Source organism: Pseudoalteromonas shioyasakiensis (assembly GCF_019134595.1).
GTDB classification, from domain to species: Bacteria; Pseudomonadota; Gammaproteobacteria; order Enterobacterales; family Alteromonadaceae; genus Pseudoalteromonas; species Pseudoalteromonas shioyasakiensis_A.
This window is the reverse complement of record NZ_CP077770.1, coordinates 3436130-3451079: the sequence shown is the minus strand read 5'-3', so window position 1 is coordinate 3451079 and position 14950 is coordinate 3436130. Positions and strand designations below refer to the sequence as shown.

Genomic DNA, 14950 nt, shown 5'->3' with positions numbered 1-14950 from the left:
AAACAAATGCATATAAAAAAGGCCAGCTAATGCTGGCCTTATTATTATACCAATCCGCAATAATACTTAATCATTTTGAGGGATTAAACCTGTCGCTACCTGCGTTAAAAATTTCTGATTTAGAACAACTAAATAACGAAATTTTTGCCTTGTTATCAACGAGGTTTTATTGCCTCAAAATTGACCACTTTATTAAGCGAATTGGTATTATTTCTCTTCTTTATTTTCTTTAGGTTTACCGTTGTTGGGGTCTTTTAATACCGACAATTTAGGCGGTTGTAGCGCCACAATACGTTCACCTACTTGTGGAGTTTTTTCCATATTTGTAGTGAACGGGCGAATTTTAATAGGTGAATCGTCATCATCACTTTTCTCACCATTTAAAATAAACAGCGGGATAGCTTCACTATTAACATCTTTGTATTGCTCCCAGCTAAACTCTTCAGAAATACGTGTTGCACTGACCTTGCCGCCTTTGGCAATTAAGCTACTTAAGCGCGCGTATGCACCATTGTCGCCGAACAGAATTTGTCGCGATAAGAAGGTCGCACTGTCTTTGTTTGCTTTAGCGTGGTTTGTTGATGAACGCAGTGAAAACACATCTTTTTCGTCGAGGAAATGCGAGAAGTACTGAACGCCTAATGCGTTGTGATGACGGTTAGGCGAAAGCGCAAGTACACTACGAATCGTCGTTAACGGTAAATAACGCTCAGCATGTTCAGATTGTGGATTACCATAGTAACAAGGTAAGCCATCCATACGTGCCATTTTACAGTTTTCCCATGCAGGATCAGACAAGTGCACCGGAATGTTTTGATCTTTTAAGCCGCGTGCGATGGCTCTTGCTACATGGTTGGCACCAATAATCAAAATTGTATTTGGTGCAGGTTGGCGCACTTTTAATAACTTTGCCAATGGCGTTGCCGTTAAGCTTTGTAGTACCACAGTAACAATGATCACCGTGAATATGAGTGGTACCATTTTTTCAGCATCGGCAATGCCAGCTTCAACCATACTTAGCGCGAATACTGAACCAACCGCAGCTGCAACAATGCCCCGTGGCGCAATCCAAGCCAGTACTAAACGAGACTTGATAGGTAAGTCGGTTTTAAAGGTCGATATTGCAATACACGCTGGACGAGCCACAAAAAGCACAATGGCTAAGAAAATAAACACATCGCTATGTAACATCATTAAATCTGATAACTGTAGGCGGGCTGCAAGTAAGATGAATAACGATGAAATCAAGATCATCGAAAGGTCTTCTTTAAACTCAAGTACAGAGTCAATTTCAAGCTCGTCTTGGTTGGCAAGCCAAATACCAAACACGGTAACAGCGAGTAGGCCAGATTCATGGCTCAGGTGGTTTGAAACCGTAAAACTAATGAGTACTAAGGCAAGGATACCAAACTTGTGTAACTCAAACGGCAGCCATTCTCGGCGTATTAGCAGCGTTGTAAGCCAACCGGCAACCACACCAATGGTTAAACCTACACCGAGGGTTTTAAATAACGCAATAATGGTGTGGCTAAATACTTCCCCCTGACCTACAAGCATGACAGCTTCAAATACCAATACAGCAAATAAGGCACCAATAGGGTCTATTACGATGCCTTCCCAGCGTAAAATGCGGTCTATGTCTTGGTTTGGTCTCATAGAGTTTAATAGCGGTGCAATAACCGTAGGGCCTGTTACAACAAGTACAGCACCAAGTACAGCGGCAACACGCCAATTAAGTTCTAAAATCCAATAGGCACTTAGACTTACCACTAAGCATGTTGTGATCATTCCAATTGAGCAAAGGTTACGAACTACCTTGCCAATCCCTTTGAGTTCTCGAAAGTGCAGGGTGAGTGAACCTTCGAATAAAATCACTGCCACACTTAAAGAAACCACGGGGAATAATAAATCTCCCAACAGTGCATCTGGTTCTAACACGCCACTAAAAGGCCCGAGAATTAAACCTGTTAGTAGTAAAAATAAAATAGCCGGTACACGAAACGCCCAAGCTACCCATTGTGCTAATACTGAGCACAAGGCGATCCCTGCTATAAAAATTGCTGACATAGAATGAATTATCCTTTAGTTACTACAATTTAAAATGCCAACACCATAGATAAATGCGTCATTAGTTGCTGACATTATTAAAATAATGCTTGCCTATTAAAGCCTACTCACCGTCATGGATACAAGCAAACTCGTTGCTTCAAATACGATTTTAGTCGTTATTAATACTTTTTGGGTGGGTTTATGAAATTAAACCCTGCTAGGTTCGTTAAAAATTATTACACAATAAAAATGCGTGTCTAAGGTACTGTTAATAAATGTATATTTTCTGTATTTATGGTAAGTATAAAAGCTGTGACTACTTTTTGCACTTGATCTTTGCCCCTGATTTCCCGTATTATAGTTCGTGTTCAAACAATTTGATATCTAAATAGTTATTAGCTTTAAAGACACTCTTTGTAGTTTAGCTTTTTGAAAAGATACTTGTTTGCGACATTATTAGTGTTTTATACACTTTGTTTTCTAATTAAATAGAAATGAGCTCTAAGTTGTTCAGTGCATATTTATTACGTGTTGAATAGAATATAAGTTCATTATCTGGTCAATGTTTAGTTCCCATCGTGGCAGCTAAATCTCGGTCATACAATCTACACCCTATCTGTTGGTGTACCAGATTGTATAGGCTCTATGTATGTTGTTATTAATAAAAGCCGCACACAGCTTTTTACAGCGATACATAAACAACACTTATCTTTTTTTATCAACTTATGGTTTATAACCGTTTGGTCTACTGACTGAATAAAAGTTGTGCTATATCTAATCGCAGTACTTGCGTGGCGTAGTCGTGTGCATAGATAAGTGGTTTGGCAAAGTGATAATAGTCAGTGCGTTTAGTAAGTCTAAACGCGAGTCTTTTAATCAGTGGCAAATTGGCACTGAACAGATAGTAAAATGGAAAGTTGAACAGTTATGCAAAAGTTAAATTGGCGACGTATAGTACTAAAAGTAGGTAGCGCATTAATCGCACCCGAACAAGACGGGTGTCGCTCACGTTATTTACTGACCATTGCACAGTTCATCGTTCGCTGTCGAGCGCAAGGTATCGAAGTTATTTTAGTATCATCGGGTTCGGTAGCTGCTGGTTCGCATTTATTCCCTGAACAAGAAAAGCGTTCAGTGACGATGAAAAAAGCAATGGCTGCTGCCGGTCAGACAGAAATGATGGCGATGTGGGATCGCTTCTTCGATTTCCCATCTGCACAGATTTTATTAACTCATGGTGACTTACGTGACCGTGAGCGTTATACAAGTATCCGTGAAACAGTTTTCACCTTACTTGAGCATGGTGTATTACCTATCATCAATGAGAATGACACGGTAACTACCGACGATTTAAAAGTTGGCGACAATGATAACTTGTCGGCAATGGTAGCCGCAGCGGCGGACGCAGATGCATTGATGATTTTTTCGGATGTTGATGGCCTTTATGACAAAAACCCGAATTTACATGAAGATGCAGTTCTATTACCTGAAATTGATAGCATCGATGAATCAATTTACGCCATGGCGGGTTGTGCAACCAGTGCCGTTGGTACAGGTGGTATGAAAACGAAAATCGAAGCGGCTGAAAAAGCCACTTCACATGGTATTACAACCTTTATTTTAAATGGTTTTAAAGAAGAGACATTTAACCGACTGCTAGCGGGTGACAACCCAGGTACTATCTTCACACCATATGAAAAACCAATGCAAGAAGCAGTGCATTGGATGACTCACACAGCTAATGAGCAAGGTGAGGTTGTCGTTGAAGGTTCATTCGATGAATCATTAACAGATGAAGACGGTTGTATTCGCAGCGATGAAATCGTTGCAGTACACGGAGAATTTGGCGTAGGCGATACCATTTTAGTTCGTAGTGATGATGGTACGCGTCTAGCAAAAGCCACAGCGAATTACAGTAGCTGTTTATTGAATTTTATTGCTGACAACGAGCAAAGTGAATTTAGCGAAAAAATGCAAGATTCAATCGGCCCAGTTGTTTCAGAGAAAGATATCGCATTATTGGAGAAGTCATGAGTTTAATTACGGATATTTCGAGTCAAGCTGCAAAAGCTGCAACCCAGTTAGCTTTACTTGATACTGCTACAAAGAATCAAGTTTTAACTGAGATGGCAGAGGCGTTACGCGAAAGCAAGGCTTTTATTATCAAAGAGAACGAAAGCGATTTAGCGGCAGCACGTGATAACAACCTTGCAGCATCAATGATTGACCGTTTAACGCTTAACGATGAGCGTATTGAAGCAATGGCTGAAGGCATCGAAGTAATTGTTAGCCTTGATGATCCTGTTGGTCAACTACGTGAAATTTCAGAGCGTCCAAACGGTATTAAGATCAGCAAGATGCGCGTACCACTTGGTGTTGTGTGTATGATTTATGAAGCACGTCCAAATGTGACGGCTGATGCCGGTGCCCTATGCTTTAAATCGGGTAATGGTGTTATTTTACGTGGTGGTAAAGAAGCACTACGTAGCTCGCAAGCAATCGCAAGTGTAATGCATAAAGTACTTGAAAAGCATGGTTTACCAGCTGCGTTGATTTCAGTTATCCCAGATCCAGACCGTGGTCTACTCATGGAGCTGATGCAACAGCGTGACACTATTGATTTAATCATTCCGCGTGGTGGTGAAGGTTTAATTAATTTTGTAACAGAAAACAGCACCATTCCAGTGATTCAGCACTTTAAAGGTGTATGTCACCTTTATGTTGATAAAGACGCTGATTTGAATGTCGCAATCAATTTACTATTAAATGGTAAAACTCAGCGTACTGGTGTGTGTAATGCCCTAGAAGGTTTAGTAGTACACCAAGATATCGCTGATGAGTTTTTAAACCTGTGTGCAGTTGTTCTTCGTCAAGAAGGCGTAAAAGTAAATGCAGATGCGAAAGCTGCCGAGTACTTTGATAATGCAACAGTACTTGCTGACGACGAGTTTGGTGAAGAATACTTAGATTTAGAAATCGCAATTAAAGTTGTACCTGACTTTGCTGGTGCCATTGACCATATTGCTAAGTTTGGTTCAAACCACACTGAAGTGATTTGTACTAAAGACCAAGCTGCAGCTGAGCTATTCCAACGCAGTGTGGATGCATCTGTGGTGATGGTTAATGCGTCATCGCGTTTTTCTGATGGCTCACAGTTAGGTTTAGGTGCTGAGATTGGTATTGCGACAACTAAGCTACATGCTTATGGTCCAATGGGTCTAGAGTCACTTACAACTGAAAAATACTTAGTGAATGGCGAAGGTCAAATTCGTGAATAATCACTAAAAAGTAATTGCTTTAAAAAGCCGGGCTTTGCTCGGTTTTTTTGTGTCTGATATAAAACGAAGACGGCAGAAATACTAATAAAGTCGCTTTAATTTAGATTGGATTGGTTTTTATTAAGGATTCGGCAGATTGCCTAAAGAGAGGTAGGAAAGTGGTGGAGCTAAGCAGGATCGAACTGCTGACCTCCTGCGTGCAAGGCAGGCGCTCTCCCAGCTGAGCTATAGCCCCACATTCCTAAAATACAGGATGCTTAAGTCTTGCGTCTCAAGCGGGGTGAACTTTAAATATTTTTGCATTTGTGGTCAAGTATTTTTTTTAAAATGTTCGAATTTTTACTCTGTTGTTTTATTTTTGGTAGACTAAAGCGCATTCACTGTTCAAGGCTTATCCAATAATGAAAAAAATAGCATGGCTTTTGGTCGTTTTACTTGCCGGTTGCGCAAGCCAACAAGAAGCGCCTCCTTTTGAAATCAATAATAAGCAGTTTTACGAAAAAAATGACGAGCAAGGCAATAAAATCTTTGCCTATGTGGTGTCAGTTAAAGCACAGGGCAGACGCCCGATTAATCTCGATAAGCCAATGACACGCAGGCAGTTTAAAGACTTTGCCGAGCAAGAAGTATTTGAAGAGTCGAGCAACTTAAAACTGATGCTCGAAGACCAAGCGGTTGAATTATTAAATGAAGAACTTAAAGAACGACAATACTGCGACGATAAACACGTTATTGACGAAGTATTATGGCGTGATTTAAGTGTGCAATTACGAGGACGTTGTTTGTAAATGTATGCAGATAAAAGCAAGTTAGCTGCTACGCTAGCTCAATTAGATATTAATTATGATGTGATTGAGCATCCACCATTACACGGCAGCTTAGATGCCGATAAGTATATGCTCGATAGACCGGGCACACGTTTAAAAAACCTGTTTTTACGAGATAACGAAGGCAAGCGCCACTTTTTAGTGATCACCGCTCATGATAAGCAGCTCGACTTAAAAGCCATTGCTCAGCAGCAGGGGTTATCGCGCTTAGGGTTTGCATCTGATGAGCGATTAGCGCGTTATCTTAAAGTGCCACCGGGGTGTGTTTCTATGTTGGCACTGTTAAACGATAAGCAAAATAATGTCACTCTTTGGCTAGACCAAGAAATTTGGTTTAACGAGCTTTTTCATTGTCATCCTTTTGAAAATACCGCCACTTGGCTAATGAAAAAAAATGACTTAGAGCTGTTTTTTGAAAGTACCGGACATCAACCGCGTATCGTATTTCTACCTGCCAAATAAACTAAGCTTAAACCTACTAAGCAGACTAAAAGTAGCACGGTCATAAAGGCAACTTGGCCGTGTTGCTGATATACCAGCCCTGGCAATAACGAGCCCAGTGCGCCACCGCTATAATAAAACGATACATAACCGCCATTAGTGACACTTGCAGGTGCGCTGCTGATTTTATTTACTAAAGGAGCAGCACTTGAGTGGATCACAAACATTGCACCGCAAAAGCCAGTAAAAGCAATAACAAAAAGTAATAACTGTTGGCTCATCAATAGCACCATCGTCAGGCTATAAAATACAAAAACCCAGGTTAGTAAACGCCAAGGTGTTGATGACTTTCGTAACAGCCAAGGTGTGGCTATAGAAGCTAGTGCACCAAGCAAATAACCGCTGTAAACCAGTCCAATGTCTCGGGTGTTAGTGATAGCAAAACTGTCTTGCAGAATGAAAGGTAAATAATTTAACAGTGCCGCAAAACAAAAGAACATACAAAACACGGCTCCGTAGAGCTTTAATACCAACGGATCTTTTAATTGTTTTAGATACAACAGCGGCGACTTTGCAGCATGGATACTTGCGCCTTTGTTCGATTTAGGAATGGCGAGTGCAAACAGTACTAACCCAAGCGCAATCACATAATAAAAACTTTGCCAGCTTAAAAAGTCAGTAAACAAGGCGGCGAGCATACGTCCGAAGTAGCCACCAACAATGGTACTGCCAATGTAAAGCGTCATATTACGTTGTAATTGGTCAGCCTGAAAAGTCACACCAATATAACTGGTCATAGCGGTGAGCGCCGCGGGGAGGGTGATCCCTTGTATAAAACGAACTAGTAGTAGCAGTTCAAAGCTTGGTGCTAAAGTAAAAGCGATACAGCTGATTGCTAACACAAACATGGCAATCTTTAAAATTGTTAGTGGGTTTCGCTTAGCTAAAAATAAACCATACACTAAAGGAGCAATTGCTAGTGGCAACATAGTCGCGGTCATTAAGCTACCAGCAGTGGCTGGCGATACAGAAAAATGACTAGCAAATAATCCAAGTAAGGGTTGTGGGGCGTATAAAACAAAGAAAATAAACACAGAGCAAAGTAACAAATGTCGCAGCTGCATTTTTAGCTCCCAAGAGGAAAAGCCCTAGCTTATCGGGTACAGGTTTTTTTACAAGTTTAAAGGCGACTAAAATGATAAATCTTGCGTTAAATCAATATGTCATGATTTCATCGCGTGTTAATCTCACATCAATATACTCGATTGTGGTGAATCAAGTGGGCTCAGTACTGTTATTTGTTGGCAGAGCTGATTAAAATAACCCTAATACGCATTAATAAATTGGAATTTCGTCATGGGTTCATTACAAGATCAATTACTTAAGGCTGGTCTTACTACGGCACATAAAGCTAAAGTAGCCAAATCTGAAAAGCGCAAACAGCAAAAGAAGAAAAAGAAAGGCGCCACGAGTAATCCTAGCGATCTGCAAAAGCATATTGAGCAGACTAAGCTTGAGCAGCAGAAAAAAGCCGACGAGCTTAATAAAGCGCGTTTAGAAGAGCAAAAACAACGTGAGCAAGTAGCGCGCGTTAAGCAGATTTTAGAGCACCACAATCAAGACGAGATCCGTGGTGATCGCACATTTAATTTCACTTATGAGAATAAAGTGAAGGAACTCGAAGTAAACGAAAAAACACAGAAAGCCCTTTCTGGTGGCCGCTTAGCAATTTGTGTTTTAGAAGGCCAATTTTTTGTACTGGAAGACGAACCAGCACGAAAAGTCGCTGAAGTCAGCGAAGATTACATAGTGTTCCATGTTGAGCCTGAAGATAAGCAGAAGGATGAAGATGATCCATATGCTGATTTTGAAGTACCTGATGATTTAATTTGGTAGTGACTGTTTCTATTGCCGTTACAATTTTCGGGTGCAATATTGTTAAATCATGGTCTACACTAAAGAAAATGTTTAATAACCCGTCAAAAAAGAGAAGATACAAATGAGCAAGATCACGAAAATTTTATGTGGGGCTGGCATTGCAATGGCTGCAAGCCTATCTTTCAACACTATGGCTGCGGATGGTGCAACACTATACACAGCTAAGCTTTGCCAAACTTGTCACGGTGCAGAAGGTAAAGCGCCTATCATGCCTCAGTACCCTAAATTAAATGGTCAAAATAAAGAGTACTTACTAGCACAAATGAAAGACATTAAGTCAGGTGCGCGTAGTAATGGCATGACTGCTGCAATGAAAGCAATGGTTGCAAACGTATCTGAAGAAGAAATGGCTGCAATCGCTGATTACTTATCACAAGTAAAATAAACGCCATTTTAGCGTGAAAAGGCCACATCAATTGATGTGGCCTTTTTGTATCACCTATTGATCATCTATTAATAGTAATTTAGACTTCTATACATCTATCTGTGCAGTGTCACATATACAAGGTTTTCCATGTTTGACTTACCAAAACTCGATTTAAAAAATAAAGTATCTGAACAAGAATGGCAGCTTCGTGTTGATTTAGCTGCATGTTACCGTTTAGTTGAGCACTTTAGATGGGGGGATTTAATTTATACCCACCTATCGGCACGTTTACCGGGCACAGATCATTATTTAGTTAATGCATTTGGTCTTAGTTTTGATGAAGTGACGGCATCAAACCTTGTGAAGGTCGATTTAGCTGGCAATATTCTTGATGACACGCCATTTAAAATTAATCCGGCTGGTTTCACTATTCACAGCGCTATTCATGAAGTTCGTGATGACGCTCACTGTGTTATTCATTTACACACAAAAGAAACCATCGCCGTTGCAACGCAAGAAAAAGGCCTGTTACCACTTAGTCAATACTCAATGTTCTCATTGCCATCATTGTCTTATCATGGCTACGAAGGGCTAGCGGTAAACAGTGATGAGAAAAAGCGCTTGCAAGATGATTTAGGCACTACTAATCACATGCTATTGGTTAACCACGGTGGCTTAACTGTTGGCCCAACAGTGGGAGATGCCTTTATGCGATTTTATGATTTGCAGCGTGCCTGTGAAATTCAATTGGCTATTCAAGCCAGTGGTCAAACGGCAATCCCTGTACCACAACCTATTATCGATAATATTTATAATCAAGCGAATGTCGTGCATAGCGGCAGCACCGGTGGCCAGTTAGCTTGGCCAGCCATGTTGCGTAAAGCTTATCGTCTTGATCCTAGTTTTGCTCAGTAAGGAGTAACCATGAAAGTTAATCGCGTCGAAGTGTTCGATATTCATTGTCCAGACAGACCTGCTTGGACACCTGTTTTTGTGCGTATTCACACCGATGAAGGTATTAGCGGTGTGGGTGAAGCGGGTCTAGCTTATGATTTAGGTCATAGCGCAGCTGCGGCAATGATCAAAGAAATGGCTGATGCCTTTTTAATTGGTCATGACCCATTTCAAACAGAAAAACTGTGGTCACGAATGCTACGCGAAAGCTTTTGGGGTTTAGGTGGTGGTCCTGTTGTATATGCAGCAATGAGCGCCATTGATACTGCGCTTTGGGATATTAAAGGTAAAGCATTAGGCTTGCCTGTTTACCAGCTATTAGGTGGTAAAGTTAACGACAAGCTACGTACTTATGCATCACAGTTACAGTTTGACTGGGACAGCGAATTTAAAGCGCTTGTTCACCCAGAAGAATACGCAGAAGCAGCGCTTAAGGCGATGGCTGAAGGGTATGATGCGGTAAAAGTTGATCCAATCCAGTACGATAAAAACGGCAATACTTATTACGATCGCACTAATATTATTTCTCGTGCAGAAATGAAATTATACCGTGCGCGTATGCAAGCTATACGTGAAGCGGTCGGTGACGAAGTTGATATTATTTTTGAATGTCACAGCTTACCAGGCGCGACATCAGCAATTCAAATTGGTGAAATAGCTGAAGAGTTCGATTGTATGTATTACGAAGAGCCAGTGAACTACTTAAATCACTCATTACATGCAAAAGTTGCCGACAAAGTAGCGGTACCAATTGCAGGTGGTGAGCGTTTGTATAACCGCTGGGGTGTGCGTCCATACCTAGAAGATCAAAGTATTGATGTGCTACAGCCAGACTTAGGCCTGTGTGGTGGTTTCACTGAAACTAAAAAAGTGTGTGATTATGCTGATATCTTTGATGTGCGTATTCAAGCTCACGTGTGTGGCGGCCCAGTAGCAACTGCAGCTTCGTTACACCTAGAAACCGCAATTCCTAACTTCTTAATTCACGAACATCACACCTATGCGATTAAGAAATGGAACCGTGAATTGTGTATTCAAGATCCACAACCTAAAAATGGTTTCTTCCAAGTATCAGAAGAGCCGGGTATCGGTATTGAATTAAATGATGAAGTTGTTATGCGCTCTCAACGTGTTGAGATTAAGTAACATTAATTCACAATATCAAAGTTAAAATTTAATGTTGAATATTGATAAAGGCCCGTTAGGGCCTTTTTTGTGAAAAAAATGTAATTGTTAATATTTGTGTATTAGGCTTTTTTATTAAATAATAGGTATGTTTAAGCTGAATGCCGAATCTAAGCTTGCTAATTTTAATGTTAAATATTTTGGTTTATTTTGATGTTTTTAATATAACCTCTCTCTGTATTGTTTATGTTTCTGAAATTATACATGTTAAAGTCTTTTTATTACATAAAGTTAGATTTTTACATTGTTTTCTATAAATATGGATTTTTTGTAATATATTTATATTTTTTAATTTACATTCTTGTTTCACTTTACTAATGTAATTGTGCCTTTTTAAAGGCATGAATAATTATAATTTTTAAACAGGGATACAAAATGAAATCAATGTTTCGGAAAAGCATAACAGCGATAGCAGTTACTGCATCGCTAGGTTTAGCCCTTCCTGCATCAGCATCAGACGTTATTGGTTCTGTTCAGAATGTGGCAAATACCTCTTCATATACAGTAAAAGTGAAAAACCCAGCGACAGGTCTAGAGCGTACTTTAAATATTTCAGAAAGTGGAACGTTCCGCTTTGCATCACTACCATCAGGCAACTATGACATTCAGATTCTAAAAGACGGTAATGTTGTAGCTGAAGACAAAGTTCGTGTTTCTTTAGGCGCTAACTCAAAGGCAAACTTTGATTTAGCAAGCGTTGCAAACTCGGGCCCTGAAGTTATTCAAGTTGTTGGTGCACGTATTTCATCTATCGATTTATCTACCGCTGACTCAGGTTTAGTTATTACCGATGCTGAAATCGATCGCATGCCTATCAGCCGTGATCTTACTTCGGTTGCATTATTAGCGCCTGGTGCAGTTAAAGGTGATAGTGCATTTGGTAACACTGCATCATTTGGCGGTTCATCTGTTGCGGAAAATGCCTGTTATATCAATGGTCTTGAAGTAACAAATACACGTCAAGGTCTTGGCTGTGGTGAAGTACCATTCGAATTTTATGATCAATTCCAAGTAAAAACGGGTGGTTACTCAGCGAAGTTTGGCCGTGCGACAGGTGGTACGATTAACACCACAATCAAAAGTGGTACCAATGAATGGGAATTCTCTGCAGTTGTGCAATATTCTCCTGACTCACTTCAAGAAGAGGGTTCTATTTCACGTGGTAACCAAGGCGCCGGACAAATTTTCCGAGACGAAAGCGTAGCCTCTGATAATAAGGCGGATGTCACTTTAGCAGTGGGTGGTCCGTTAATTGAAGATACTTTATTCTTCTATGGCTTAGTAAACCCTCGTGATACAGAGTCTACATACACTTGGGGAGGTGACGAATTCTCACCAAACGATCAATATCGTAAAGAATCAGCATCAGGCGGTGATAACCTTTTCTGGGGTGGTAAGCTTGATTGGGATATTACAGATAACCATCGCTTGAGCTATTTTGCTTACTCAAACCGTCGTGATATTGAGCGCTCTGTTTTTGAGTATGACAATGGTGCGATTGGTGATCGTATTGATGGCGCACTTCTAAAACGTGGTGGTAAAGCACAAAGCTTAAGCTATACAGGTATCTTAACAGAAGACCTAGTAGTTACAGCAATGGCTGGTAATATCAAAACTGAATATGAAACTCAGTCTGAAAATCTAGTTTGTCCAAGTGTAACTGACTCGCGTGGTACTTCAAACCCAATCACTGGCTGTGGTGCTGGTGGTAGTTTTGGTGCAAATAACGATGACAACACACAATACCGCTTAGATGTTGAGTATGTGTGGGATGCACACGAAATTAGCTTTGGTATCGATTATCAAGAGCGTAAATCAGAGCGAATCAGCCAACCAATTGGTGGTCATAGCTATGATTATCGTACGCTTGCAGATAATGGTAGCTGGCAAGCTGATAATGGTGCACTAACCAATAACACAGGTGCTGCACTTGATTATGTTGAAGATCGTATCTTTGACGGTGGTGGTAGCTTTGAGTCTGAATTAACTGCTTACTATCTTGAAGATCACTGGCAAGTAACTGATGATTTTGCTGTTAAAGTTGGCCTACGTATCGACGAATTCGATAGCTGGGGTACGACTGGCAAGTTATTAACAAGCTTTAAAACAGATATCGCACCTCGCTTAGGTTTCACATGGGATCCAACAGGTACGGGTGATACGAAAGTGTACGGTACATATGGTCGTTACTATTTACCAGTTGCTAATAACACGATTTTCCGTGCGGCATCAGGTGTAAGTGATATTACGACTGCCTATACGTATACGGGTGTGGATCCAACAACAGGCGCACCAACAGGCCTTGCTCCTTTAGCTGATACTATCGGCAGTGGTGGTTTAGCAAACTCACAACAAGTGAGTGGTGTACCTGTTATCCCTGAAAAAGATATTTTCCAAGCAAAAGAAGCGGATCCGTTTTCTAAAGATGAGTACATCATTGGTGTGCAACAAGCACTCAACGATGAATACACCGTTGGTTTAAAAGGTACATATCGTGAAGTTGCAACTGCACTAGATGATTACTGTGGCCGTTACGCATACCCATACTGCGTCATGATCAACCCAGGCTCTACATCAAGCTGGTACAGCGATGGTTATTACTGGAATGGTACTGATTGGGGTGATTCAAGCTTTGATAATGACGGTGTTCCAGATGCAGGCTCACTAACAACTTACTCAGCTGAAACAATCGGCTTACCGAAAGCAAACAATGAGTATACGTCAGTTGAATTTAGCTTGGATTACCGCGCTGAAACTATCCGTTACCAATTCGGTTATACTTGGGCACGTAGTGTAGGTAACTTCGAAGGTGCTGTTAAGTCTGACATTGGCCAAGCTGATGCGGGTATTACGCAAGATTTCGACTTCCCAGCAGTAATGGATGGTTCACAAGGTTATCAACCTAACGATCGTCGTCACACATTTAAGTTCTTCGGTAGCTGGGAACCAGTTGAAAACTTAACTGTTGGTTGGAATGCAACACTACAAAGTGGTCGTCCACAAAGCCTATTCGGCCAAGGTTATCCATCAAAAGATCCAAACCTAAATGGTGGCTGGGGTGATACTTTCTACATCTATACCAATGATTGTCCAGACACGAATGGTGATGGCGAATGTCAACAAGACGAAAAAATCTATGAGCAGCACACTCGTGGTACAGCGGGTCGTACTCCTTGGACGTTTAACTTAGATTTATCAGCTGCATATGACTTCACGGTATCTGATATTGATATGCGTGCAACTATTAACGTATTTAACGTACTTAATAGCCAAGAGATGACATCTGCGAATGAGCATTATGAGCAAAATGAGGGTGAAGTTAACTCTTATTATGGTTCTGCGTATACATGGCAATCACCTCGCTCTGTTCGTTTAGGATTTGAAGCTCGCTTCTAAGCATAAGAACAATCAATTTGATTGTCCCCCGACTAAAAAAGCCCGTAAGGGCTTTTTTTATATCTATTTTTTAAGCTAATTACTCGGTTTACACTTTACCAAGGGTAATGGCTCAGTCGCTTTACTATCTAAATGGCGAACAAAGCACATTTGATTTTTAATCAGTAGCTCAAAGCGTTCTGGCATATCCTGGTATGAGCCGCTGCGTCTTTGCTCTTGAATATCAACATCATTAAAGGTTTCAATAACGAGTATGCTGGTATTGATAAACGCATCTTCGGCTAAGTTAATGGGCTTACTGTGCATTAGCCTTGCAATGCCTTGCGCTATTAGCTCACTTTGCGGCTCAGTTAGTCGTGCATGTTGTAGTTTTGGAGTGGGTTCTTGTTTAGAGCTACAGCCAAATAAGACACTAATGAGTAAAAAACTGGTAATAGAGGCTTTCATTAATACTCCTGAACAAGCAAACAGGTTTTAGACTTGATGCTTGTCCGCTTTATAAGTTTTAACTTTAT

General features: G+C 40.6%; 12 protein-coding genes and 1 tRNA gene. 9 read left to right on the top strand and 4 right to left on the bottom strand.

Translation table 11 applies throughout. The features are described from left to right. Positions 1 to 207: 207 nt before the first annotated feature. On the bottom strand, positions 208 to 2067 hold the full coding sequence (locus KQP93_RS15905) for a cation:proton antiporter (protein WP_058583964.1): 1860 nt from the start codon (positions 2065 to 2067) through the stop codon (positions 208 to 210). A 909-nt stretch (positions 2068 to 2976) separates the two neighbouring features. Here KQP93_RS15905 and proB point away from each other — a divergent pair. Next, positions 2977 to 4083, top strand: a complete 1107-nt coding sequence (proB, locus tag KQP93_RS15900; RefSeq protein WP_175079156.1) for a glutamate 5-kinase — start codon at positions 2977 to 2979, stop codon at positions 4081 to 4083. After that, positions 4080 to 5327 carry a glutamate-5-semialdehyde dehydrogenase gene (locus KQP93_RS15895; protein WP_055198957.1) on the top strand — a complete coding sequence of 416 codons (1248 nt, stop codon included), beginning with the start codon at positions 4080 to 4082 and terminating at the stop codon, positions 5325 to 5327. The genes proB and KQP93_RS15895 overlap by 4 nt, the downstream gene beginning before the upstream one ends. A gap of 159 nt (positions 5328 to 5486) precedes the next feature. On the opposite strand, the gene KQP93_RS15890 is transcribed toward KQP93_RS15895, so the two are convergent. Further along, positions 5487 to 5562: transfer RNA gene (locus KQP93_RS15890), tRNA-Ala, on the bottom strand. A 166-nt stretch (positions 5563 to 5728) separates the two neighbouring features. On the opposite strand from KQP93_RS15890, the gene KQP93_RS15885 reads away from it, so the two are divergent. Both KQP93_RS15885 and KQP93_RS15880 read left to right on the top strand, forming a co-directional pair. Then, entirely contained in the window at positions 5729 to 6115 is a 387-nt protein-coding gene (locus KQP93_RS15885) for a hypothetical protein (protein ID WP_054563498.1), read from the top strand. Continuing rightward, positions 6116 to 6616 (top strand): prolyl-tRNA synthetase associated domain-containing protein, encoded by a 501-nt coding sequence (locus tag KQP93_RS15880; protein WP_217875178.1) that lies wholly within the window; start codon positions 6116 to 6118, stop codon positions 6614 to 6616. On the opposite strand, the gene KQP93_RS15875 is transcribed toward KQP93_RS15880, so the two are convergent. Then, positions 6583 to 7719, bottom strand: a complete 1137-nt coding sequence (locus KQP93_RS15875) for an MFS transporter (protein WP_054563500.1) — start codon at positions 7717 to 7719, stop codon at positions 6583 to 6585. The two genes, KQP93_RS15880 and KQP93_RS15875, sit on opposite strands and share 34 nt — an antisense overlap. Before the next feature lie 232 nt (positions 7720 to 7951). Here KQP93_RS15875 and KQP93_RS15870 point away from each other — a divergent pair, with 232 nt between their 5' ends. The 5 genes from KQP93_RS15870 (at position 7952) to KQP93_RS15850 (ending at position 14435) form a co-directional block, all read left to right on the top strand. After that, entirely contained in the window at positions 7952 to 8491 is a 540-nt protein-coding gene (locus tag KQP93_RS15870; protein WP_217875177.1) for a DUF2058 domain-containing protein, read from the top strand. A gap of 103 nt (positions 8492 to 8594) precedes the next feature. Then, entirely contained in the window at positions 8595 to 8918 is a 324-nt protein-coding gene (locus tag KQP93_RS15865; protein ID WP_217875176.1) for a c-type cytochrome, read from the top strand. Positions 8919 to 9047: 129 nt separating this feature from the next. After that, positions 9048 to 9815 carry a class II aldolase/adducin family protein gene (locus KQP93_RS15860; protein WP_054552449.1) on the top strand — a complete coding sequence of 256 codons (768 nt, stop codon included), beginning with the start codon at positions 9048 to 9050 and terminating at the stop codon, positions 9813 to 9815. Between the two features lie 9 nt (positions 9816 to 9824). After that, a complete protein-coding gene (locus tag KQP93_RS15855) occupies positions 9825 to 11000 on the top strand; it encodes a mandelate racemase/muconate lactonizing enzyme family protein (protein WP_054552450.1) in 1176 nt (391 codons plus the stop codon). Between the two features lie 414 nt (positions 11001 to 11414). Then, complete coding sequence (locus KQP93_RS15850; RefSeq protein ID WP_217875175.1) at positions 11415 to 14435, top strand: TonB-dependent receptor; 3021 nt, start codon at positions 11415 to 11417, stop codon at positions 14433 to 14435. 75 nt (positions 14436 to 14510) lie between these two features. Here the strand turns inward: KQP93_RS15850 and KQP93_RS15845 are convergent, their stop codons facing one another. After that, positions 14511 to 14882: a hypothetical protein gene (locus tag KQP93_RS15845; RefSeq protein WP_254907687.1), complete on the bottom strand. Its 372-nt coding sequence runs from the start codon at positions 14880 to 14882 to the stop codon at positions 14511 to 14513. Positions 14883 to 14950 lie beyond the last annotated feature (68 nt).